Origin of the sequence: Acidovorax sp. LjRoot118 (genome assembly GCF_964253575.1) — a bacterium.
Lineage (GTDB): Bacteria > Pseudomonadota > Gammaproteobacteria > Burkholderiales > Burkholderiaceae_C > Acidovorax.
Genome location: NZ_CAXURB020000001.1, coordinates 5,435,872 through 5,460,045 on the forward strand (window position 1 = coordinate 5,435,872; position 24,174 = coordinate 5,460,045).

17 protein-coding genes are annotated in these 24,174 nt (G+C 66.3%); 9 read left to right on the forward strand and 8 right to left on the reverse strand.

The genetic code is table 11. From position 1 onward, the window contains the following. Window positions 1–207 precede the first annotated feature (207 nt). The 3 genes from ACSQ9E_RS25470 to ACSQ9E_RS25480 all read right to left on the reverse strand — a co-directional run bounded on the left by ACSQ9E_RS25470 (window position 208) and on the right by ACSQ9E_RS25480 (window position 5,422). A complete protein-coding gene (locus ACSQ9E_RS25470) occupies window positions 208–1,752 on the reverse strand; it encodes a tetratricopeptide repeat protein (RefSeq protein WP_436219520.1) in 1,545 nt (514 codons plus the stop codon). 55 nt (window positions 1,753–1,807) lie between these two features. Then, window positions 1,808–3,880: a CHASE2 domain-containing protein gene (locus tag ACSQ9E_RS25475; protein WP_436219521.1), complete on the reverse strand. Its 2,073-nt coding sequence runs from the start codon at window positions 3,878–3,880 to the stop codon at window positions 1,808–1,810. Between the two features lie 93 nt (window positions 3,881–3,973). After that, on the reverse strand, window positions 3,974–5,422 hold the full coding sequence (locus ACSQ9E_RS25480) for a FecR family protein (protein WP_428002581.1): 1,449 nt from the start codon (window positions 5,420–5,422) through the stop codon (window positions 3,974–3,976). Window positions 5,423–5,741: 319 nt separating this feature from the next. On the opposite strand from ACSQ9E_RS25480, the gene ACSQ9E_RS25485 reads away from it, so the two are divergent. From ACSQ9E_RS25485 to ACSQ9E_RS25525, 9 genes are all read left to right on the forward strand, one after another. After that, the gene (locus ACSQ9E_RS25485) at window positions 5,742–6,440 is read left to right on the forward strand and encodes a Crp/Fnr family transcriptional regulator (protein ID WP_162261372.1); all 699 of its coding nucleotides are present in this window, start codon (window positions 5,742–5,744) and stop codon (window positions 6,438–6,440) included. A gap of 81 nt (window positions 6,441–6,521) precedes the next feature. Next, window positions 6,522–7,313, forward strand: coding sequence for an ABC transporter permease (locus tag ACSQ9E_RS25490; protein WP_157412327.1), 792 nt, complete (start codon window positions 6,522–6,524; stop codon window positions 7,311–7,313). Then, window positions 7,303–8,640, forward strand: coding sequence for an ABC transporter ATP-binding protein (locus ACSQ9E_RS25495; RefSeq protein WP_436219522.1), 1,338 nt, complete (start codon window positions 7,303–7,305; stop codon window positions 8,638–8,640). The genes ACSQ9E_RS25490 and ACSQ9E_RS25495 overlap by 11 nt, the downstream gene beginning before the upstream one ends. Continuing rightward, complete coding sequence (locus tag ACSQ9E_RS25500; protein ID WP_436219523.1) at window positions 8,637–9,647, forward strand: hypothetical protein; 1,011 nt, start codon at window positions 8,637–8,639, stop codon at window positions 9,645–9,647. Before ACSQ9E_RS25495 ends, ACSQ9E_RS25500 begins: the two co-directional genes overlap by 4 nt. 77 nt (window positions 9,648–9,724) lie before the next feature. Then, window positions 9,725–10,585, forward strand: a complete 861-nt coding sequence (locus tag ACSQ9E_RS25505; RefSeq protein ID WP_162261371.1) for an LpxL/LpxP family acyltransferase — start codon at window positions 9,725–9,727, stop codon at window positions 10,583–10,585. Window positions 10,586–10,600: 15 nt separating this feature from the next. Next, complete coding sequence (locus ACSQ9E_RS25510) at window positions 10,601–11,362, forward strand: hypothetical protein (RefSeq protein WP_436219524.1); 762 nt, start codon at window positions 10,601–10,603, stop codon at window positions 11,360–11,362. Further along, a complete protein-coding gene (locus ACSQ9E_RS25515) occupies window positions 11,359–12,543 on the forward strand; it encodes a class I SAM-dependent methyltransferase (RefSeq protein WP_436219525.1) in 1,185 nt (394 codons plus the stop codon). The genes ACSQ9E_RS25510 and ACSQ9E_RS25515 overlap by 4 nt, the downstream gene beginning before the upstream one ends. Continuing rightward, on the forward strand, window positions 12,534–13,667 hold the full coding sequence (locus ACSQ9E_RS25520) for a glycosyltransferase (RefSeq protein ID WP_436219526.1): 1,134 nt from the start codon (window positions 12,534–12,536) through the stop codon (window positions 13,665–13,667). The genes ACSQ9E_RS25515 and ACSQ9E_RS25520 overlap by 10 nt, the downstream gene beginning before the upstream one ends. 214 nt (window positions 13,668–13,881) lie before the next feature. After that, window positions 13,882–14,766, forward strand: coding sequence for a hypothetical protein (locus ACSQ9E_RS25525; RefSeq protein ID WP_436219527.1), 885 nt, complete (start codon window positions 13,882–13,884; stop codon window positions 14,764–14,766). A 243-nt stretch (window positions 14,767–15,009) separates the two neighbouring features. On the opposite strand, the gene ACSQ9E_RS25530 is transcribed toward ACSQ9E_RS25525, so the two are convergent. The 5 genes from ACSQ9E_RS25530 to ACSQ9E_RS25550 all read right to left on the reverse strand — a co-directional run bounded on the left by ACSQ9E_RS25530 (window position 15,010) and on the right by ACSQ9E_RS25550 (window position 24,092). After that, window positions 15,010–16,194, reverse strand: coding sequence for a hypothetical protein (locus ACSQ9E_RS25530; RefSeq protein WP_164470707.1), 1,185 nt, complete (start codon window positions 16,192–16,194; stop codon window positions 15,010–15,012). 67 nt (window positions 16,195–16,261) lie between these two features. Further along, window positions 16,262–17,434, reverse strand: coding sequence for a hypothetical protein (locus ACSQ9E_RS25535; RefSeq protein ID WP_157412321.1), 1,173 nt, complete (start codon window positions 17,432–17,434; stop codon window positions 16,262–16,264). Between the two features lie 373 nt (window positions 17,435–17,807). Next, window positions 17,808–18,323, reverse strand: coding sequence for a hypothetical protein (locus tag ACSQ9E_RS25540; protein WP_057200034.1), 516 nt, complete (start codon window positions 18,321–18,323; stop codon window positions 17,808–17,810). Window positions 18,324–18,356: 33 nt separating this feature from the next. Further along, complete coding sequence (locus tag ACSQ9E_RS25545; protein ID WP_436219528.1) at window positions 18,357–20,153, reverse strand: methyltransferase domain-containing protein; 1,797 nt, start codon at window positions 20,151–20,153, stop codon at window positions 18,357–18,359. 57 nt (window positions 20,154–20,210) lie between these two features. Then, window positions 20,211–24,092, reverse strand: a complete 3,882-nt coding sequence (locus tag ACSQ9E_RS25550; protein WP_436219529.1) for a glycosyltransferase — start codon at window positions 24,090–24,092, stop codon at window positions 20,211–20,213. Window positions 24,093–24,174: the final 82 nt, after the last annotated feature.

Consider the following 24,174-nt stretch of genomic DNA (forward strand, 5'->3'; position numbering starts at 1 on the left):
CACCGGAAGGGGCGTGACGCGGATCACAAGTACTGTGCGCTTGTGGGCGACGCAGCTGCGCGGCCCTCTATGTTGCAGCCGGCCAACAACCAGGGGCGGCTCGGCAGAGCACGCATGGGCGGCAACGCCCGGGTAACCAGACGCGCCGGCCATTACCCAGGGACCCAGGGCACGCAGGGGGCAGCACCCCAAGCAGCCCCCTGCCAGCTACCACTGCCCGCGGATGGCGATATACGGCCCGCTGCTGCGGATGGCGAACAGAGGCAGGTTGGCGGTCTGCCTGAAACCTTCGAAGCCGAATACCGCCACAGCGCCCGGCGCCAGCTGGCGCAGGGGGTGCTGGTACTCGGCGCGCATGGACACGCGGGTGGTGTTGCGCACGCGCCCGTTGTCGAGGATGGGGCTGTAGGCAGTGGTGTCGCGGTTGTGGCCCAGCTCGGCATCGACGTACCAGCGGGGCCCCAGGTGGGCGGCAGCGCGCAGGCTGTATTGCTGCTGGCGGCCGCCGGGGCGGGTGGCGTCGGTGGGCATGTCCACCCCGGCGCGCAGGCCTATCTGCCATTGGCTGACGCTCAGGCCCAGGCTGTCTGCGAGCACCTGCTGGGGCTGCGCATTGCAGCTCCACTGCAGGGCCACGCCGGCATAGCGCCCTGACAGCACGGGGTTGCTGTACAGGTTGCGCAGCTGCGCCTCTGCGCCCACGCGGGTGTTGCAGATGGACGACATTTCAGTTTTGCCAGCCAGGCCAGGGCCGTTGCTGGGCATGTATTTGTCTTGCAACTGCAGGCCCGAGCCCAGATGAAAGCTGGTGTAACGTGTGCCACCACGTGTGTGCAGGCTGGCCATGGCGGCACCTGTGTAGTGCTGCAGCAGGGTGGTGTCGCCAGCAGAGCCGATTTCTCCGGCCACGCGGGAGTATTCGCCCGCCAGTTCGGCCTGGGTGGTTTCGGTCTGCGGGGCACGGGGGCTGGAACGGGAGAGCACGGCAGCGGCCACTTCCACGCGCTGGCCGTCGGCCCATTGGCGCGCCAGGTCCATGCGCACGTCGGCGCGGGTATAGATGCCGGGGCGCGGAAGGCTGGCTTCTTCCACCGGCAGGGTGACGTTGCCGGTGGGCAGGGTGAGCGTGAGGCTGGTGATGCCGGGGGCGCCGGCGAGGTTGCTGTCGCGCCCCAGCCGCAGGCCGGCGTGGCGGCGCCACTGCCAGCCGGTGCTGGCCCGGCCTGCGGCGGCATAGCGCTGCTGGGCCTGGGCCAGGCTGGCGCGCAGGGTGTCGGGCAGGTCGGGGCGGGCCAGCCACTGGCCCAGCAACTGGGTGGCGCTGAGCAGATCGCCCACGCCAGCCAGGGCCACGGCGTAGTCGAGCCCGGCCTGGATCTGGTCGGGCTCCAGCATGAGTGAGCGCTCCAGGTGCTCGGCGGCCTCGTCGTAGCGGCCCTCCTTGTTGAGCAGGGCGCCCAGCTGGGCCAGCCATTCGGGCACCCGCTGGCAGGTGATCACATAAGGGGTCAGGCGGTCGGCAGGCGTACCGTCGGGCACGGGGACGCACACGGCAGCCGCAGCGGCCTGAGCGGCGCTGGGTTCTGCACCTGCTGGCGGCACCTGCGGGACGTTGAATGCAGGTGCCATCTCCTGGGCAGGGGCCGACAGGGGCGGCAGGGCACTGCCGCGGCCACCAGCGATCGGCAGCTGGGCCTGCGCGGCCGTGGCGGCGCACATGGCCATGGCAAGCAGCCACACCGTGCGGGGCATTGAACCCGGGGGGGTGGATGCTGCGCAGGATTCGGCAGAAAAATGGTAATGCCGCCTACGCTGTGCCATGGGCTGTGGATCGGGCGGCCTGGTCATCCCCTGGTGCAGGCGGGTGCTCGGCCACCAGGGTGTCCAGGGGCACTGCATATATATGGTGGGGCACGCGCAGGCCTTCGAGCAGGAAGGTGCCCATGGACTGCAGGTGCTGTGTTTCCTGGGTGCCGCTGCCACCGGCCCGTGCGCCCAAAGAGAACTGCCCGCCCAGCTGCGCGGCCATGCCTTCGCCGACCAGGATGGGGTGCGCCAGGTCCACCGTCAGGTCGACCAGGCGGCTGGCAATGGTGATGGTGCGGCCCATGACCGTGTGGGTGCGGCGGCTGGCGAGGCCGAAGGAGCCCACCATGGCAGGGCCTGTCTCCAGACCCAGCCCCAGGCTCAGAGGTTCCAGGCCGGCAGGCGCGGGGTCGGGCAGCAGCTTGAGGGATTCCGTGAGCAGGTCGAGCGCGGCGGCGACTGCCTGCCGCGAGTGGATCTGGGCGTGCTGCTCGTCGGTGGCCGATGGCAGGGGAATATCGTCTGCCCCATTCCACACGGCAAGGACGGCATCGCCCTGGAACGACTCGATGACGCCCCCGTGCGCCTGCACGATGCGGCTGGCGGCAGAGAAGAAGGCGTGCAGCACGGCCGCAGCTTCCTCGGGCGGGCGGGCTTCGCAGTAGGCCGAGAAATTGCGGATGTCTGCCAGCAGCACGCTGACCTGGCGCGTGCTGGCGCGGATGGCGCTTGATGGCGGCTGCAGCGCCAGGGCCGCGGCCACCGGCGCCGGCAGGTAGCTGGCCAGGTGCTGGTAGAGGCGGTCACGCTCGCTGCGGCTGCGGGCGTGCTCGATGGTGCCGGCAAACACCCCCGCCAGCAGCACGAAGAGTGCGGGCAGCAGCCAGCCCACCCATACATCGGCCAGCCACAGGGCCAGGGCATGCGCAACGACCAGTGCCAGGGCAAAGGCCAGGGCTGCCAGGGGCAGCAGGTACACCGGCATGCGCAGCATGGGCGAGGGCGTGAGTGCCTGGGCATCGCGGGCGGCGCTGCCGCCCTGCCCGGCCAGCCGCACCAGCAGCCACAACAGCAGCGCGCCCAGTGCTGCCGCCACCGCCTGCAGGGGCAGCGCTGCGCGAGGGGTGTAGGGCGTGTGCCCGTCTACCAGGGCGCTCAGGATCTGGGCATGCGCAAGCAACCCGGCACTGGCACCGCTGTAGGGGGTGGCAATGGTGTCGTTCATGCCGAAGGCACTGGCGCCCACCAACACCCACGCGCCGGTCATGATGTCGGTAGGCACCCGGCCAGCCAGCACGTCGGCGGCCGGAATGCTCACGAAACTGTCGGGGTGCAGGCGCCAGGCCACACGCATGTTGCCCCGCTCATCGAGGGGCAGCGCAGGCAGCGCCTGGCCGGCGCTGCCCAGGGTCCAGGGCGCGTCCCACCAGCCGCCGCGCTGCAGCAGCAGGCTGGTTTCGGAGGTGGCGCGCAGCAGCGAGGCAATGGCCAGCGAGGGGTAGGACTTGCCTTGCCAGCAGATGATGGCCGGCTGGTGGCGCACCACGCCATCGTCCGCAATGCGGGGGCTGATGTGGCCGGTGCGCCCTTGCGGCATGTCTCCCAGCGCGGCCAGCGCCGGGAAGTTGGACAGGTGCCCCAGCGCCTCGGAGAAAGGTGCCGGGCAGCTGGCCCAGTCGAGCGCGCCCGAGGGCTGACCCACGCGCGGAGCGGCCTGTTCGCTGAGCTGCGGCAGACCCGTGCCGGGACCAGATGCGCCCAGCGCAAACACCTGCGCCAGCACCGGCCGGTGCTCGGCCACGGCGGCAAGCAGCGAGGCGTCGTCGTCACGCGGGTCGGTGAAGACCACGTCCAGGATCTGCTCGCGCGCACCCAACTGGGCAATCTGTTCGATCAGGCGTGCCTGCGTGCTGCGCGGCCAGGGCCAGGGGCCGACTTCGGCGAGCGATTTTTCATCGATGTCGACGACGAGGACGCGGCGCTCCTCGGTCTTCTGAGAACCCAGGCGCCAGACCCAGTCGCCCGCCCGCTCTTCAACCGCCTGCAGTGCAGGGCCAAAAAGCAGCGAGAGCAACAGGCTGACAATGGCAGCGGCTGCCAGACCTGCCAGCAGCGCCCGGTGTCGTCCTGCCGGACGTCTGTCCGCTGGCGGCTGGCGTGGCGTCAATCAGCGCCCCCAGAGGGTTACGCCACTGAGCGAACCTTGGGGCAGGGTTTTCTCAAAGCCATAGGCGGCTTCAGTACCGCTCGCATTGAGGGCACCAGTGATGTTGGCGTTGGACGCAGTGGGGACGAACTGCCCCGCCGCGCCCACATTCCCCGAGGCCTGTATGTTTTGCGACCCCACGCTCTTGCTGGCCATGAACAACGAGGTCTGGAACAGCGAGCGGCCGAAGTCCACCTGCAAGGCACCGCTCTGCACCGCCACCGATTCAATGGCGGTTTGGGCGTCCTTGTAGAACTGGGCACTGGCGTTGGCCAGGCGGAAGTTGACAATGCCCTCCTGGGGCAGCTTGCCCTGGGCGTCAGGCGCCTGGAAGAGCACATTGGATACGTTGCCCACCACGCGATTCCAGCCCGACTTCAATGCAGCTTCGTAATCCACCACAAAACCATCACCCTCGACACGCGAGGTCCAGGACTGGCGCGCCCATGCCAGCTGTGTCACCTGGGGCGGCTGCACGGGTGCAGGGGGCTGAACCACCACAGGAGGAGGCGCCGGCGCGGGCGGTACGGGTGTGGGTGCAACCGTTACTGGAGGCTCGGGCGCGGGAGGAGGGGGTGGCGCCACAGGCGCTACCGGGGGCGTGTAGACAGCCACTTCCACCGCCTTCTGCTCGCTGGTGAGCGATTTGACGGGGGTGGGCTCGGCGCGCAGGTCGTCCAGTGCCTGGGACTGGGTCTTGTCCGTGCGTGCCGCCGTCATTTCCACTGCGCGGGCATTGCGCGTCACGGTGTCGGTGGCCACCAGCAGGGGCGTCGCGTCGCGCCGGCTGTACTCAAGAATCTGGCCCTTCATGTCGTCGGACAGCAGCTTTTCATGGCCGCTGATGCAGGGGCCGACACTGGCACCGCAGCCGTTGTTGGCCAGCGGAGTGAGCGTGATGGCGCCGGTGTAGACCGAGGCAGCCGTGCGCTCCATGTCGGAGCGCACGACGAAGTCCGTGCCCTTGACGCCAATGGCGGCCACGGGCGTGTTCAGACGGAAACGCTCGCGCGCGGCCTCGCCCCAGCTGCCCGTGATGGAGCGCACCACGCCTTCATCGAGGCGGAACTTGATGGCACCCAACTGTGGCTGCTGGGCGGAATGGCTGTAGCTTTCAATGTGCAGACGGCTGGCCGGCCGCACGCTCAGGCGTCCACCGTCCACAAAGCGCAGGTGCACATGGCCACCAGCCTTGGTTTCGATGCGGTCGCCCACGCGCACGGCGGCGCCGCGGTCCAGGGCACGGCTGCTGCCGTCTTCCTGGAGGATGGAGGCCGCGCCAATGACAAACGTGGCTTCGCCCACGACGGCGCCCAAGGGTTGCCCGGGCGTGGAGGCATGCGCAGCGCCACCCATCCCCATCAAGGGAAAGGCAAGGCAGGCGGCAATGGGGAGCAATCGGTGGTTCATGGTGTGCCTTTCGGACAGCAGAGAATGCCTGGCGGCGCCAAAGAGGGGCGCAAGGCCAGGAAATGGCTCTGACGCTGTATTTTCGCTCATGTCTGTTTCACAGTGTGTGAGCGCGGTCACACACCACTTGCCGCAGCGCTGGCAATATGCTGGGAGCGTTGCCAGTGGTGTAATGCCGCCATGTGCTGCTTGGCGCAGCCCGGCACACTCCTACTGGTGCATGGCGCGATCCGCAGCGGATCGACACCTTCTGGCGCCCGTTTGGCACCGTGTTTCAGCGGCTTCGTATTATCGGCTCAAGCCGCGTTTTTCCCTATCTATGCCCGTTTCCGTTCAGTTGTTGAGCCAGTTTCCTTTGCTGCAGCCGTTGGCGCGCGAAGCCCTGGAACCACTGTCGGCGCGCATGGCATTGCGCTCGTTTCCCCGCCGGGCCATGGTGATGGGCAAGGAAAACCCGACACAGGAACTGGGTTTTCTGGTGGAAGGACGGCTTCAGGGGGTGGATTTCACCGTGGATGGCCGCAGCGTGGGCATGTACTTCGTTGATCCCGGGGACTATTTCGGCGAGTTGGCGCTGGTGGATGGCAAGCCTCCGTCCGAATTCGTCATCGCCGCTGTGAAGTCCACGGTGGCGTTTCTCGATGGCGCAGCGGCGCGCGAGCTGATCCTGGGCCACCCTGCGCTGGCGCAGGCGGTGATGGCCCGGCTGGCGCAGCGGGTGCGTACGGTGATGGCGCAGCGCACGCTGCTGAGCCTTCCCAACCCGTTTCAACGGCTTTGCGTATTGCTTTTACAATTACCGCAGCGCCCGGTCGACGGGGTGGCCGAGGTCGCCCAGGCCCCAACCCACCAGGAGTTGGCCATCATGATCAATGCCAGCCGGGAGACGGTCACCCGCGCGTTTCAGGTGCTGTTCCTGCACAAGGTTCTGGTGCGTGAAGGCAACATTCTCAAGCTGATGCAGCCCGAACTGATGCGCGATATCGCCGAGGGCCGGGCCGATCCGCCCAAAGCCTGACACCTCTTGCCACGGGTCTTTCCGCAGGAAACCCTGGTGGCCTTCCTCCCTGTTTTACGGTTACCGCCCTTGAGAGTCTTGTTGTCGTATTTGTGGCCCTGGCGCCACATGTCGCTGGTGATGCAACTGGCACGCCGCGAAGTGCATGCACGCTACCGCCAGTCGTGGCTGGGCATGGTGTGGGTGGTGCTCACCCCACTGCTGATGCTGGGGGTGTACACCCTGGTGTTCCGCCACGTGATGCGCGTGCGCTGGTATGGGGTGGATGAGGGCAACATGGCCTTCGCACTGCGCATCTACGCGGGGCTGGCGGTCTTCGGCTTTTTTGCCGAGTGCGTGAACCGCGCGCCCAACCTGGTGCTGGAGCAGCCGCACCTGGTCAAGAAGGTGGTGTTTCCCCTGGAGATCATGCCCTGGGTGAATGCGGTCAGCGCATCCGTGGGGCTGGGGGTGTCTGGACTGCTGCTGGTCGGCTTGGCATTGCTCAGCGGCCATGGGCTGTCCGTCACCATGCTGGCGCTGCCGCTGGTCTGGCTGCCCTTGCTGCCGCTGGTGCTGGGCCTGGGCTGGCTTCTGGCCGGGGTGGGCACTTACGTGCGCGATGTGGGGCAGTTGCTGGGCATGGTAGTGGCCGCGCTGATGTTCCTGAGCCCCATCTTCTTTCCGGTGGAGGCCCTGCCCGAGGCAGTGCGCCCCTGGCTGCTGCTGAACCCGCTGGCCTGGATCATGACGGGGACGCGCGAAGTGCTGCTGCATGGCCGCTGGCCCGACTGGCAGGCCCTGGCGCTGCTGCTGGCGGCCTGCACGGTCATCGCCGCTGCGGGCGCCGCTTTCTTCCACAAGGTTCGCACGGGGTTCTCCGATGTCGTTTGATACCCCCGCAGACGCCACCCCGGCGCTGGCCATCGAGGCCCGTGGCGTGGGTAAGCGCTTTTCGCTGTTCGAGCAACCCAGCGACCGGCTCAAGCAATTGCTCTGGGGCCGCTACAAGCAGTACAGCCGCGATTTCTGGGCGCTGCAGGACGTGAGCTTCGACATCCGCCGCGGCGAGGTGGTCGGGCTGGTGGGCCGCAATGGCGCCGGCAAGTCCACTTTGCTGCAGATGGTGTGTGGCACGCTGGCCCCAACCACGGGTTCGCTGGCAGTGCGCGGGCGTGTGGCAGCCCTCCTGGAGCTGGGTGCGGGCTTCAGCCCCGATTTCAGCGGGCTCGAGAACGTGTACATGAACGCCGCCATCCTGGGCATGGGGCGCGCTCAGGTGGACGAGCGGCTGGACAGCATCCTGGCGTTTGCCGACATCGGCCAGTTCATCCACCAGCCGGTCAAGACGTATTCCAGCGGCATGTTCGTGCGCCTGGCGTTTGCCGTGGCGACGAGCGTGGAGCCCGACATTCTGGTGATCGACGAGGCGCTGTCGGTCGGCGATGGCGCGTTTGCACGCAAATCGTTCGACCGCATCATGGACCTCAAGGACAAGGGCGCCACCATCCTGTTCTGCTCGCATGCGATGTACCACGTGCAGGCCCTGTGTTCCCGCGCCCTGTGGCTGGAAGGGGGACGCATGCGCATGTGGGACGATGCACCACGGGTAACAGCGGCCTACGAGACTTCGCTGGTGATGGAAGCCCCTCCCAGCCAGCAGTCCACCCTGGGGGCACACGATGCCGAGCCGGCATCGCCCGCCACGGATGGCGACGCACCATCCAGCGACACCGATCGCTTTGAAGCCCGCATGAAGGCCGATGGCGCCCTGGTGCGCAAGGCGCCAGACGGCACCGCCGTGCTCACCGGCATCGAGGCATTGGCCGATGGCGTTGCTGCCAGCGAGTTGGCCATCCACTCCGGGGTGACCACGCTGGAGGTGCGCATCCGCTTTGCCAGCGACCCGGCATTGCCCTGCCCTTCGGTGGCCATCGGCATCGCCCACGCCAATGGCACGGTGGTCGCCAGCGCTGGAAGCGCCAACGATGGAGTGGAACTGTCCCGCGACGCCTCGGGCGCCGGCATGGGCGTGCTCACGCTGCCGCGCCTGCCGCTCCTGAAGGGTGACTACACGGTATCCATCATCCTGGCGTGCGAGCGTGGCCTGCATGTCTATGAAGTCGTGGAGCGCGCGATCACGCTGCGCGTGGTGCAGACCGGGCTGGAGCAGGGATTGGTCAGCCTGCCCCACCAATGGAACAGCGGAGCCGGTGCGTGAGCGTGCGGCCATGGCATGCCGTCGAGCTGGGCGAATCGCAGATGGGCGAGACCCGCGCCCTGTTTGAGCAGGTGTTCGGCCATTCCATGAGCGAAGCGCTCTGGCGCTGGAAATACGACGGCGGACGGGGGTGCGCCACCGGCACGCGGGACGAAGATGGCGCCCTGCTAGCCCATTACGGCGGAACAGCCCGAACGCTGGTCTGCGAGGGGCAACCGCTGCAGGCCGTGCAATTGGGCGATGTGATGGTGAAAGTCCAGGCGCGCGGCATTCTGTCGCGCCAGGGGCCGTTTGCCACAGCCACCCAGGCCTTTTTGCAGAACCATATCGGCTCACCCGGCGGGTTTGCATTGGGGTTTGGCTTTCCGAGCGCGCGCCACACACGCCTGGGTGAAAAGCTCGGCCTGTACACCCCGCTGGGCGAGGTGCTGGAGGTGCGCTGGAACACGCCCTCCTGCCCCACTCCATTCTGGAAACGCCCCTGGGTCTGCGCCCCCGTGGACTGGAGTGCAGCGCACACCGACGCCCGCCTTGATGCCTTGTGGGATACCTTGCGCCAGACCGCGCAGGGCTTCGTGCTGCCCCAGCGCGACGCGCGCTGGTGGCGCCACCGCTTTGCCAACCATCCTGATGGACCGTACCGGTGCTGGTGGGTGCGCGGCCGCTTTTCACGCCGCATTCTGGGCGCTTTGGTACTGCGACCTGGGCAGGGCGCGGCGGCGGACTGGGAGCTGCTGGACTGGCTGGGTGCCGTGCAGGACGCCCCCACCCTGCTGGCTGCCGCCCGCGAGCTGGCCGCGCACGGTGGCGCCAGGGCCTTGAACAGCTGGCTGAGCCAGCCTCTGGTACGCCACCTGCAGGCGCTCGCGCCCCCGCCGGATGGCGCACAGGCATCCGAACAATCCGCCTGCCCCTACTGCGTGACGCAACGCACTGCACCAGCGGTGCCTGCTGCCCTGCGTAACCAGCCCTGGTGGCTGACGGGTGGCGATACAGACTTTCGCTGAGCATGTCGGCAGCCGCTGCATTGTCCCCATGGAGTCTCAGGGCGCAGGCGCCCGAGTACGGCTGGCTGGTGCCCGCCATGGCACGGTTGCCTGATGCCCTGGCCTATCCCATGGCCCGCTGGCGCGGCGCTATCAATGCCCACCACGACCGCGACTGGGTCTCGCTGAGCCTGGGTCACCGGCATGTGGCGGCCATGGTCGAACAGGGCCTGGCACAGCTCCTGCCGCCCGAACAAGTGGCCGACGCAGTGGTGGAGCGCTTCGAAACCGTGGCCCGCGAAGAAATGGAAGCGCGGGCATTGCAATTGCGGGGCCTTTCGCATTTCGACATCGAGGCGGCGCAAGCGCTGGACACGCTGGCCACCCGCCCACCGGGGCGCGGCCTTGTGCTGGTGACACCGCATCTGGAAACCTTCGTGCTGGGTATTGCGGCCCTGGCCAGCCGCGGCACGCGCGTCCACCCTGTCATGTCCATCGTGTCGGAAGACCCGCGTGTGCACCCTGCCATCAGGGCCCATTTCCGGCTGAAGTACAGCGGGTTGGAGCGCCACCTGCAGGGCGGCAAGCTGGCGGATGCGGAAACCTCGATGCGCTATTTTTACCGCATGTTGGCCCAGGGCGATGTGGTTGTGGTGCTGGCCGATGCCCCGGCACCGCCCGACGGCCCCGGCGTGTGCCTGCCTTTTCTGGGCGCGCAACGCAAGGTAGCCCAGGGCGCGCTGCGCCTGGCCACGCAGTCGGGCAGCCTGCTGGCGGCCTTTGCCTGCCATGCCCACGGTGGCCGCCGGCATTCGGTGGCCCTGTCGCCGCTGTGGGACCCCCAGGACGATGCCCAGGCCACCTATGCACGGGCCTTTGCGTTCATGGAGCAACACATCCGCGTGAACCCTGCGCGGTGGTGGGGATCTCACTTGCTACCGCTGTACCCGGCCTGCTGAAAGACACCTCCAACCATGACCTCTTGCGTGGATGATGATGAATTCCTTTTCCTGGCCTGTGTGAGCCGCTGGGAGGTGGCCCGCGCGCGGCTACTGACCTCGCCCTGCCTGCAGGCGGGCAAGCGCCCCCTTTGGCTGCGCTGGAACGCCAACTCAGCGGCAGAGGCTTTCAACGACGTGATGGATGCGAGCCCCCCCCACCGCTGGGTGGTATGGCTGCACCAGGATGTGGTGCTGCCTGAGGGCTGGGACACATTGTTCAGCCAGGCCATCGCGCAGGCCGAGCAGCGACTGGGCCGGCTTTCCATCGTGGGCGCCTACGGTGTCATCGGCGCCGGCGTACAGGCACGCCATGCAGGCCACGTGCTTGACCGCGGCCATGTGCTGCGCGGCCCTGCGGAACTGCCCAGCCTGGTGGACAGCCTTGATGAACTCCTGGTGGCGGTGCGCAGCGACAGCGGCCTGCGCATGGATCCCGCGCTGGGATGGGACTTCTACGCCACCGACCTGGTGCTGCAGGCTCAGGCTGCAGGCCAGCAAGCGGCCGCAGTGGATGCTTTTTGCGAGCACTGGTCGGACACACCTTCGCAGCCCCCTCTACCCCGCGCCACGGCCCAGCGGATTGCGCACAGCGGCACGGCCTTCGAAGCCAAGTGGGAGTCCCACTTGCCTGTGACGACCACCTGTGTGGCGATTCAGCAGCGCGGCGACGTGCGCGCCATGGCGCAGTCGCTGCTGGGCGACGGTGTTGACCCCCTGGAAAAGGCAGCCCCATGACCCCCATTGCCCTGGTCATCGTCTCCACCGCGTCGAGCCCGCTGTCGTCGGAAGAATTTCGCCATGGCTGGGACCAGTTGCACCGCGTGCTGCCACCACCCACCGTGTGGCTGGAAACGCAGGCGCTGGCCAGCCCGCAGGCATGGCACCAGGCCCTGGAGCAAGCACCGGCCGCGGCCCCGCTGGACGGGAACGCCCGCGTGCTGCTGCTGCGCCATGGCCACGCCATGATCGGCCCCGATGTGCTGGAGCGGCTGGGGCAGGCGCTCGACGACGCGCAAGATGCGCCCACGGCGGTGCACGCTTTCGACCCGGGCTTTCCCCCGGCCCTGGCACCCGACTACTGCACGGTGCGCGGCATGGAGCGCTACCTGGAGCAACTGGGTGCCCGCGAGCTCCCCCTCCTCACCGACAGTGGCCAGCATGCGCCGCTGGTCACACTGACCACGGTGGCCGCCGTGCGCGCCGGCACCGTGCGCAGCCGCGCCCATTGGGTACCCGGTGCCTTCGTGCACGACTTTGCCAGCTACCACCAGGCGCGGCGCGAGGACATGCTGCCGCTGCTGCCCGCCGGCGTGGCCCGTGTGCTGGATGTGGGTGGCGGTGAAGGTGGATTTCTGCATGCCGTCAAGGAACTGCGCGGCTGCGAGACCCACCTGGCCGAGTATTCGCAAGAGGCCTGCCGCACCGCACGCACCCAGGTGGACCATGTGTGGCAGGGCGACTTTCTCACGCAGCCGTTCGACGGGCTGCTGGGGCAAGGCCAGGGTGCGTTCGACTGCATCAGTTTTCTGGACGTGCTGGAGCATGCCAACGACCCGCGTGCCTGGCTGGCGAGGGCCCGGGGCCTGCTGGCGCCGGGCGGATCGGTGCTCATCTCCATCCCCAATGTGGGCCACTGGGGCGTGATGGCCGACCTGATCGAGGGGCGTTGGGACTACTGCCCGCTGGGCATCCACTGCGTGACCCATGTGCGCTTTTTCACCTGGAAGACCCTGCAGGACTTGCTGACCAGCGCGGGATTTGCGGTGGATCACCTGGAGCGCGTCCAGGTGCCCGCCCCCGAAGACTGGGCTAGCCACTGGGCGCACACCCCGCGCCTGAAGGCGGATCCGGTGAGCTGGAATACCTATGCCTTCCTGGTGCGCGCCACCCCGCTCAAGGAGGGCCCATGGGCTTGAGCTGCTGCGCCGTTCTGGTGAACTACCGGGATGCCGCCGAGGTTGCGGCGGCAGTGGCGTCGGTGCTGGCGGATGCGCCGGGCATCGAGGTGCGCGTGGTCGACAACAGCGATGACGATGCCGAATGGGCCTTGCTGCGATCACTGCTCCCGCAGGCAGTGCAATGCCATCGCGCCGAGGGGAACATCGGGTTCGGCCGGGGCTGCAATCTGGCCGTGCGCGCCTCTTTAGCCGACTGCTTTTTCCTGGTGAACCCTGATGTGCGCCTGGTCAAGGGCTGCACAGCGGCACTGATCGAAGCACTTGCCCACGACCCCACGCTGGGAGCGATCGCCCCCCGACAGTTCCTGGATGCGGCCCTGCAGTGGCGCCTGCCGCCCAGCTGGCTGCCCACGGCCGTGCGCACATGGGCCACCGAGCGCGCACGCAGGGAGCCCCCCATCCGGGATCGGGTTCGCCACGCCACGGGGGCTGAGGCCTTGCGCTACTGGCAAGCCCGCCATGCACCGCTGCGCCAGCGGGCGCTGTCCGGTGGCGCGGTCATGGTGCACCGCCGTGCACTGGACGCAGGCGGAGACCTGTTCGACCCACGTTTCTTCATGTACTTCGAGGACTCCGATCTCAGCCTGCGCTTGCGCCGCCAAGGCTTGGGCATGGCCATGGCACCTGAAGCGCAGGCCGTCCACGCCTGGCGCAACGCCCCCCACAAGCAGGGCCTGATGGAAGCCGGCGCAGCCATCTACTTCGCCAAACACCATGCCGATGACGGCTGGATGCACAAGGCCCACCGTCTGCAGCAGGTACCGCCCGGGCCGCTCAGGGACATCAACCAGCCAGGCCAGCGGACCCTCGAAGGCATCGAGCTGGAGGTGCCCGCCCCCCTCCAGACAGGCTGGGTGCTGGAGCTCAGCCCCGATCCTTTGCGGCAGATCTGCGTCGGGCACCTGGGAACCGGAGCACGGGCATCGGCCTCTTACCAGACGCTGGAGCATTTCGGCTCCGGCACCGTGTTTGTGCGCTTGCGCAGCAGCCGGGTGGATGACCGCGATGGACCCGAAGTGATGGCCATGCTGGAGCCGCCACATACCGCCCCACGGGAGACAGGAACAGGTTCCACAGGTTGAACGGTGCGTCACTGGCCCGGGACCCGACACATCCTGTAGCGCGATGTGCACCCGCCACTCTGCGAAAATCACGCCCGATAGGGCATGCCGACAAGCCGCCCGAGGCACCTTTGCCACCCACCGCCTTCATGTCCTGACCGCCCCGTCAGGCCGTGCCAGCAGCACTTTTCCCCGCCAGGCTTGCCCGGCATTTCGACTTCTTGGGAGTGAGTACATGTCTACTCTTGGTTTCCTTTCACCCCCGCCGGACAAGCCGTCGCCCAGCGCCATGGCTATGCAGTTGGCAATGGCCGTCGCCGGCATCGCCCTGGGTGGACAAGCACTGGCGCAGACCGCCCCCCAGGGTACCGCTCCTGGCGCGCTCGCGCGCCCAGGCACTGTGGTGGCTGCCCCCTCGCCCGCAACTGCGCCTCCTGCGGCCGCCTCCCTCCAGGCGGGGGGCGCCAACCCCTTCGACGCCCAGCGTAAGGCATGGCCGGATCGCGTCCCACCCGTCCCGCCGCCACCACCACCGCCGCCACCCGCCGTGGTGACCGACCAGGACCTGCAGTTGTACGGTGTGGTGATTGCAGGCAGCGTCAAAATGGCCAATGTGCGCCTGGGGCCGCGCTTTGCCAGCTCGGCCACCGAGGGGCGCCCCTTCTCGACCTTCCGCGAGGGGCAGACACTGGGCGAATTCACGCTGACACAGGTGCACCCTACCCACGTGGTGCTGTCAGCACCCGGCGGGCAGCAGAGCATCTATTTCACCAAGAAGACGGACAGGGCCGCCGGCCCGGGGGCACCGGCCCCTGTGGCGCAAGGCCAGGCCCCCGTTCAGGGCGCGACGCCGGTAGTGCAGGCGCCAGCCGGAGATCCAGCCGCCACGCAGGCAGCCGCCGCAGCGGTCGCGCCCCCACCAGGGGCCAATGCCGGGCAGGTTGCCCAGCAGCAGGCAGCGGCAGCCCCGGCGGCCCCACCGGCAGCCAACTCACCGAACGCAGCCAACACGGTGTTCAACAGCCTGTCCGAGGCACTGAATGCTGCACGCAACAATGCCAACATGCAGCAGAACCAGGGTGCCAACCCTTTCCAGGTTCCCAGCGCACCCCGGCAATGAAGCCCACTTAGGAGGCTGCGCGGCAGAAAGCATCGAAGCGAAACGGTTCACAACCGAGGAACCGGTTTGTCGGGCGTTGCTCCTTCTGCCCCGCGGCGTCTTGGCCCCAGCGCTGTGCGCGGGACCAGCAGCGGTGGCGAAGAGATCGCAGCAATCGATCCGACCCGCCGCGCGATCACTTCATGGAATAAAAAAAGGCCCCTCGGGGCCTTTTTTACGTATGAGCAAAGCGCTGGCTGGTGTTTACCAGATCTTGCCCTTGTTGACGAAGGAACCGTTGCTGTTCCTGAAGCCGAAATAGATTTCGACGTTGAACGCACGCAGGTCATCAGCCGTCAGATCCATGGTGGGTGTGAACTTGAGGGTTCCTGCATTGGTGATCTGACTGGAGTACGCAACGGTTTCAGGGTTGGGCAGTCCGAGCTGAACCCAGCTGTCAACCTTCCGGAAAAACCACACATCGGTCGTGAAGAACAGACCATTGGCTGGAATGCGCGCCGCGATCCACACACTGGTCTTCTCGCTGGCAGCGACGTCTGCAGTGGTCTGCGTCAACGTGATATCCAGCTTCAGAGGCTGGCCTGCTGTGGACACCACGTTGGTGGTCACCGATCCAGGCGTGGTGGGCGCGGTCGGTGTGGTGGGGATGGTCGGAATCGTCGGCGTAGTAGGTGTCGTCGGCGTGGTGGGCGTCGTCGGGGTCGTCGGGGTCGTAGGCGAAGCAGCGTCCACGGGATCCGGGAAGGGGCTGGTCGTCCAGGAGATCTTGGCGTAACCGGCCGCATACTTGGGCATGTCGACGTCGAGGGCGCCCTGGTAGTCATAGAGCCCGGCGCCGCTCAGCTGGCGCACATAGAGCCATTTGCCCTGGTCAGTGCTGCTGCGGTTGGCATCGAGCTGGCCGCCCACGAAGCGCAGGGTGCCACCACCGTCGTGCACGACGAAATGGTCGACGTCTTCATTGATGAGGCGTGTGAACGAGGAGTCGATGCGCTCGCCGGTCTGTGCAGCCTGGTACTCTGCGCCGCTCAGGGGAGCGACACGGGTCGGCTCCTTGCCGTAGCGCAGCACGAAGGCCGACTGAGTAGTTTGGGCCGCGTAGCCCGAGAACAGGAACGAGCGCGTGCCTGCAGGAATGAAGATCTTGAATTCCTGGCTCTGCATCTGAAAGCCGGTGAACTCAGGCAGGGACAGCGATCCGCCGCCAGGGAAGGCACAGCCGCCGGTGCCAAAACCGATGGCACAACCCGTCACGCCGGTAGGCGCGTACTGCTCCTTGAAGCCGACCTTGGTGTCGAAGGTATAGCTGCTGCTGCCGGACGGCAGAGACAGGGCAATTCTGTGTGCTGACTGGTGCATCGAAACAAAATTTGCAGCCTGTGCAAACGTGCCCATTGCAGCCAAAAAAATAACAATTAGATACCGCATTGCATCCGCCCAAAAAAAAAAGGCCGCGAGCTCTCGCCGGCGGCCTTTTTACTAAAGTCGCAACTTCTTAGTTAGAAGGAGCGTAGTGCCACGTGACTTCTGGGCCAATCGTGTTGATGTAGGTAACAACGCCAGGACCGCCCGACTTGCCCAGGTTCACAGAAGGAGCCGAGGTTTGGCCAACGGAGACCGTTGGGTTTGCGTAGCGAACGTTAGCCCAGCCAGCGGTGAACGTGCCCACGCTGATCTGGCTACCGAAGGCCAGCCAGTCGTGTTCGAACACGCTGGTCGACGATGCTGGTGGCAGAGGCGAGATGTTGAACGTTGGACCGGCGATGGTGTTTTCGCTGTAATCGAACACGTCAGCAGCGATCTGCACCTTCTGTTGGAAGGGGTACTGGCCGCTGATGACGTTACGGTACGTCAGCTTCGTGGGGAACGTGAAGGACACCAGCGAAGATTGCGAACCGCCGACCACGTAAGGCACGACGAAGGAGGTCTTCCACAGTGCGTCTTCGATGTCAGCAACCGTAGCTTGCGAACGTGGAGCGCCCAGGCTGGAGTCAACACCGATGTTTTGCTTGATGCGGTTGTTGTAGTCAGCCAGTGCCAGGGTAGGCAGCGAAGCGTTCTGACCGTTCAGCGAGTTCGAGATGGTCAGGAAACCGGCCAGCACGTTAGGCGTGTTGGTGTCAGCGACCACAGCTGGAGCTGCGTCAAATGCGGCCTTGATGGCAGCCTTGGCAACGCCAGGACGGTTAGGAGCGAGGTCGAATGCTTGCGATTCGATGATCGTGATGTAACCGATGTTGGTCAGTGGCGAGCGGCCTTCGCCAGCACCGCTCACGATCACTGCTGGGGTAGCAGCGGATGCGAAGGTGTTGGAGTTAGGCAGCAGGATCGAGTCGTCGCTGGACGTCACAACCGAACGCGTCGTTTGGCCGTTGGCGGCAGCAGCTTGGCTTGCCAGGGTACCGACCCACACGTCGCCAGGCGACAGGTAGATCAAGAAGTCAAGACGTTCTTCGGAGCGCTCATTGTCGTGAATCACGACCTTGGCGACGACGGATTGCGTCAGGCTAGTGTTGATAACCTTCAACTCACTTTGCCATCCCCCACCGATGAAATACGAGGGAGCGACCAGCAAATCACCCAAACCAGCGTGATTCACGGTCACAGCGTTTGCAGCACCAGCAGCGAGCATGGCGCCCATTGCTACAGCAAGAAGTTTCTTCTTCATCACAGATTTCTCCATAAAAATTAAAAAAAGCACCTGAGCAAGCCCACACTCATAGCTTTACAAGTTTACACCAGATACTTCAACAATCCGCCCCGCGTACACAATCTAGACAAGCGGACTCTATGGACTGTTGATTCGCATCCTACACAATCGCCCCCCGGTTTGCGCAGGGGTGCGTAGATAAAATGTGTTTGGTGTCACAACTAGGGCGAAGGATGTTGCACCTCAGCAACAAGCGCCCGTTGTCCTTTTCCTGCGCCCGACACGGCAAGCCTGCGGCCTGCCCTGCTGCGGCACAGCGGGCCAGAGGCAAGTCGCCAGAGAGCCAGCGGGCGTACCCAACTGACCCTTGCGCCGCTGCCACGGCCCCTCATCAGCGAGACTTCAGAACAGCGTCGAGATTGACGTGCTTCCACTGCCCATCCACGATCTCCCAGATATCGGAGGTGCGGAAATTGGAGTCAGACTTCTTCCCGGTTGGATCGACCAGTGTGAGTTCGACTTCCACATTGGCATTCTTGCCATCCTGGGTGACATCATGCACCTTGATGGATTTCAGGATCCATGCTTTCGCATGGTAATCGGCATAGAACTTGGAATCCGTCCGCTTGGGGTCGATCCCGTGCTCCAGATCGTAGCGCACGCCCCAGTTGCGGTCCACATGGGCTTGCCAATAGCGTTTGAAATTGGTAAGCACGCCAATTTGCGCCATTTTGGGCTCAAGCGCAGGCGATGCGAACACCAGGTTCAGCGGCTTGGACTCCTTCGAAACCGTACTCGGTGCGGCGGTTGCACTGCCTGCAGTCTGCGAGGTCGCGCAGCCGGCCAGCCATGGCAACACCGCGACCATGGCAGCGGCGAGCGTGATCTTTTGTGCAAAATTCTTCATGCGTGTCTCAAGATAGTGTGGAGGTTCAACGAATCACGGGGGAGCGACTCGCAGGGATGAGGGCTCTTGCAGCGTGTGAAAAAGCACCAATGGGATATGGGCGACCTGCTGATAGTTCACATCAATGATGCTGCGGCCACCATTTCGGCGCAATGCGTCACCCGCGAGCAGGACGCAAGGCGCCAAGACAGCAAACGAACTGTCGGTCTGCGGCACCGGGGCGCTCAGGCAGCGCATGGGCGGCATCACGTCATCGCGCCCCAGGAAGGCGTCGTAGTCTGCCATGATGGCCCAGGTATCGGGGCGCACTTTGGCCAAGGTGAATATCTCCTGCAGCGCGTTGAAGGAGAGCGTGGTGCCCTCCTGCAGCACCAGGCGATACTGTCCGCGCCAATCGTAGTCGCCTTCGGGATCCGTCCGCGCAACGATGGTCAGCCGCGAATCGAGTCGGGCAAAGTCTTCCATGGCCCTGCGCACTGCAGGTGACTGGTCGGGGTGCCCCAGCAGCAGCAGCTCCCAGCCCGAGTAGGTCTGGTGCACCAGCGAGAAGAAGGTGGCGGTGAGCGCCGCCACATCAAAAGGCTGCACCACGGCCGAGACGAACGGCGCGGCCACCGCCTGAGAGGGGACTGTTTGCGCGCCCTGCACGGCGCTTGCGCCAGACAATGTGCGCCAGCCATCCCTCATGAACCGCCACATGCCTGGCGGCACCACGGCGCGCACCATGTTCTTGGCGTGGAACAGGGCATGCGCTCGTCGTCCGGCCCCGAGGGATACCTCTTCGCCAGCATCGGCGATCAGGCGGTAGTACTGCGCCATGTAGCGCGCCTGGTCGTTGGCGAGCAACTGGCGCTCATGCACCGTGGCCAGCTCCGAGCGCAGGTATTCCAGGTCCATGCGCGCGGCAGCCAGCTTGCGGTCCAGATCGGTGGCCACGACGGGGGACGCACCCGCCAGGGATGGCATCGATGTCGAAGACAAGGTCTTGGGAGGATTGACCGCCCGAATGGACACCCCCGCAGCCAGCGTGCGCAGGTGGTGTTCGGGCAGCGCGCCGAGGGCATCCATGATGGCCACGTCCTGCGGCTGGGCCGCCCCCGTGCCGGAACGCTGCAGGGCGTCGACCACCTCGCCCAGCGGCGTGGTGCGCAGCAGTGCCGCCGCATCGGCGGGCAGGCGGTCCAGGTAGACCCCGAGGAACCAGCTCAGCGACCACCGCGGGTGCTGGTGGGGTTCCACACCGCTCCAACGCAGGTCAAACTCGCGGAACCACTCGCGCAGGCCGGTTTCGGTGGCGTTGTAGAAATGGTGGGGGTAGCCGTGTTCGGGCTGCAGGAAGGCGGTGTCGATCTTGACCACGCCGCCCGGCTTGAGCACGCGGCGAATCTCCTCCACCGCCGCCTGAGGGTACTGCAGGTGCTCGAACACCGCCTGGCTGATCACCGCGCCAAAGCTGTTGTCCCGGAACGGCAGCCGGTCGGCAGAGCCGACCACGTCCGTCATGGGGTAGCGAAAGATGTCGATCTGCACCACGTTGTCCCAGCGCTGCAGCTTGCCGCCTGCGCCCAGGTCGAGCACCCATTCGTCCCGGTGCTCCTCGATGATCCTGAGCGACTCCTGGCTGTAGGGGTGGCGCGATACCGGATCGTCCACCGAGGCCTCCCCCGTTCCCGCCTCCTCGATGGTTTCCGGCAGCAGCACGGGCACCCCATTGCGCAGGGGGTAGGCCGCCTCGCAGCCGCCACACACCACCCGGCTCTCGTGCTGGATCAGTCTGGAGCCGCAACGCGGGCAGGCCAGCAGGGGCAAAAGGGAGTCAAGTCGGCTCATACGGTGGATTCAAGGAAGGAAACGGTCAGGCAAGTGAGGACGGCGACAAGCGCCGTTTCAGGAAACGCGGGGGGGCCAGGCCAGCGAAAAATCTTCGGCGTCGATGGTCAGGTTGGGGTTGTAGCAGGGGTCGTTGGCCAGCAAGGCAGGCCAACGGGTCTGCAGGATCTTCACTTCCGAGTTGAAGCGCTTTTGCTTCTCGGGCGTGTCCTCATAGCCGCGCGAGACGGACTCGTGGTGGATCAGTTCGGCATAGGGCGTCCAGTGGTTGCGGTATCCCGCCTCACGCACGCGCAGGCAGAAGTCCACGTCATTGAAGGCCACGGCCAGGCTCTCGTCCAGGCCGCTCACCTCTTCGTAGACCGACTTGCGCAGCAGCAGGCAGGCCGCCGTCACGGCGACGAAGTCCTGCGCCAGCACCGCGCGGCCCATGTAGCCATGCTGGCCCCGGGCCAGCAGCTTGTGCGCATGGCCGGCTACGCCGCAGACCAGCACCACGCCCGCGTGCTGGATGCGGCCATCGGGGTACCACAGACGGGCGCCCACGCAGCCCACGCCGGGCTCCAGGGCCGGGCCCACCATCTCGTCGAGCCATTCGGGGTGGGTGGCCTCGATGTCGTTGTTCATCAGCAGCACGAACTCGCCAAACGTGGCTTCGTGCACCGCACGGTTGTTGATGGCCGAGAAGTTGAACGGGCCATCGTCGCGCAGCACCCGGATCTGCCCCGACGCCGTGCGTTCGGCCAGCAACTGCAACGAAGCCGCTTCGTCACTGCCGTTGTCCATCACGATGATTTCGTAGTTGGGGTAGCGGGTCTGCACCAGGCTGTCGAGGCACTGGCGCAGAATCTTCTCGCCATTGCGGGTGGGAATGACGATGCTCACCAGCGGCGGGTTGGCCGGTATGCCCCAGCGCACGCGGTACATGCCCGAGGCCTCGGGCGCCTCCAGCACCTCGCCCTGCAGGCCACGGCGCTGCAGGTGCTCCTGCAGCGCACGCCGGCCGGCCTCGAAGGCATAGCTCTTGTTGCCATGGCCAGAGGCCGTGCTGCCGGTTGCCGTGCGCCAGTGGTAGAGGATCTGCGGCACGTGGAGCACAGCGGCGGCTTCCACGCTGTCGATGGCGCGCAGCGCCAGGTCGTAGTCTTGCGCGCCCTCGAAGCCCACGCGCGGGCCACCGAGCTGGCGCATGAAGTCGGCGTCATAGACCGCGAAGTGGCACATGTAGTTGTGCGAGCGCAGCAGGCCCAGGTTGAAATCGGGCTTGAAATACGGATCGAAGCGCCGGCCGGTCTGGTCGATCTTGTCCTCGTCGGAATACAGCACCTTGCCCTGCGGGTGGCGCGCAAAGGCCTGCATGGCGCGCAGCAGCGCATGGGGCGTGAGTTCGTCGTCGTGGTCCAGCAGGGCGATGTACTGGCCCTTGGCCAGGGCGATGGCCGTGTTGGTCGCCGCGGAGATGTGCTGGTTCTTGTCGTGAAAGGCCAGTCGGATGCGCGGCTCTCCGGCGGCTGCAGCCTCCAGCAGTTCACGCGTGCCGGCCTTGGTCGAGGCATCGTCGCAGATGCACAGCTCCCAGTGCGGGTAGACCTGGTTCTTCACCGAGGCAATGGCACGACCCACGTCCTGCGGGTCGGGGTTGTAGACCGGCATGACGATGGAAACCAGCGCCTTGCGCGGCAGCTCGGCCGCCTCGGCCACCAGGCGCGAGAGCTTGACGGGGTCCATGGTGTCGTATTTCGCCACCCAGTCGGCATAGCTTCGCGGTGCCGCACCGGGCACGGCATCCGCCACGGGCGAACCAGTATCCAGAGCTTCCAGTTCGTGCCCCGAGCCATGCAGCATGCGCCGCAGGCGCTGGCGCACGCCCTGCACGCCCTGGGTGCGCAGCACCGACACCGTGCGCTTGACCAGGTGCGACAGGCCCAGACCCCGACTGCGGGCGACCGAATAGGCCGCCACGACGCTCCTGGCGTAGCGCGGCAGCCGGACCACCAGGCGCAACGGCCGGGTGATCTTCCACGAGCGCGAGCCCGTCACCAGGCGCAGCTGGTGCTGCGTGGCGTCCACCATGGTCTGCAAGTTGTGCGCATGGTTGCGCGCCAGGGCGATCTCGGCCGAGAGGGCAGCGGCAGAAGCCTCCAGGGAACCGATGTGCGCCTGGGCGTCGGTGTACAGGTCCAGCACGTTCGCGCCGTGCTGGTGGGCCAGGTCTCGCTCGCGCATCACGGCATGGAGTTCTACGATGGTGGCATCGCGCTCTTGCTGCACCACGTCGCGCGCGGCGCAGGCCAGGTCATGCGCCTCGCCCAGGTGGTGAGCATCCTGACGGGCCTTGTCGGCCGCCTGCATGGCATCCATGGCGCGCTGCTGCTGGTCCACCAGGTCCTGCGCCAGGCGCTTCACATCCTTGCTGCGCTCTACCAGTTGCGACAGCACACTGCGCCGCGACAACGAGCGTGTGACCAGTTCCTCGAAGGTCTGCTTGGACTGCAGCACCTGCCATTTGGCATACAGCTGGGCAGTGGCATCGGCCGCGCGCTGGCGGTCGGCCTGCACGCCCTCACCGGCCCCGGCATGGATGCGGTAGGCAGCCGATACGCCGGGCACGAACTCGAACGGCGTGCGGCTTTCCACCTGCAGCCAGAAATCCCAGTCCTCGTACAGATCGAAGCGCTCGTCGAAGGCGGCCCCGCCGGCCTGCACCAGGCTGCGATGGAACAGCACCGAGTGGATGGGCATGAAGTTGCCGTAGCGCAGCTCGCCCGAGGCATAGGGGAACTGGAAGATCTCTCCCACGGGCTCGCTCTGGGCATCGACGCACTCCACCGCCGTGTGCACCGCCTTGACCGTCGTGCTCTGGCGCACGGCCAGCACCAGCTTGGCAATGTGGTCCGGGTAGAACCAGTCGTCGTCGTCCAGGAAGATGAGGTATTCGCCCGTGGCCGCGGCCATGCCGGCATTGGCCGCCAGCGCGCGGTTGAGCTTCCTGCCCTGGGAGACCAGGGTGACCGGCACGGGGCCGTCGGCCCACTTCGTACCAGGCAAGCCGTCGCCGGCGGCGTCCACCAGCACGATGTCCAGGTGCGGATAGGTCTGCAACGCCACAGACCCGAGGGCCTTGGCCAGCGTGGGGCGGCCCATGGTGCGCACGATGACCGATACCAGCGGCAAGTCCTGCGGCAGCACGGCCACGCCGCGGCCCAGCAGGCGCTGCCTTTCGCCCTCGATCAGCAGCGGGCCGCCAGCGCGCAGATCGGCCGAGGTGTAGCTCTCGAAAGCCTCGGCGTATTCCGACGCCGGGAACAGCGTAAGCGCACGAAAACGGTTGAGCGCGGAGATGAAGCTCGCATACGGCAGCTTCTTCTCCTGGCTGGCAAAGACCTGCATCGCCTGCTGCTTGAGCGCCCACACGGGCGTGATGTCCAGCAGCCGGTTGGGCCTGAGCGGCGCGCTCACCTCGTACAGGTGCAGGCCCACGCCCTCCAGCCGGCGCACGGCCTCGATGGCGCACAGCGCCGTGGCGCGGTGGTCGGGGTGCAGTTCCCAAGGCGACGGGGCATACACCACGTCGGCGCCAGTGTCGCCAATAGCCTGGATGATTCTGTGCACCAGCACTTCGCCATAGGTGACTTCACGGTCTGGCAGACCCCAGCACTGGGGCGGCGGCAGGCCCAGTACACGGGCCGCATCGGCACTTTCGGAGAGGCGGGTGTCTGCATACCCCTTGGCCGCACCTTCTTCGCCATGCCCGCCAGCGGTCAGCAGGACGACATGCACGGAGTGCCCCGCCTGAACATGCCCGGTGATGGCCCCGCCGCATCCAAAGACTTCGTCATCGGGATGGGGCGCCAGGACGAGTACGCCCCCTGGGGCGGGAGGCACGGGTGAGGCGTGGTAGGGGATGATCTCAGCCTCGCTAGGGTGCATGTTGTGCATTCAGATCAGGAAAGGAACGTGGGAACGGTCTGTGGCACATGGAAACCGGCGTGCTTCCGCAAAAAAGGCGCAGGCACGGCAA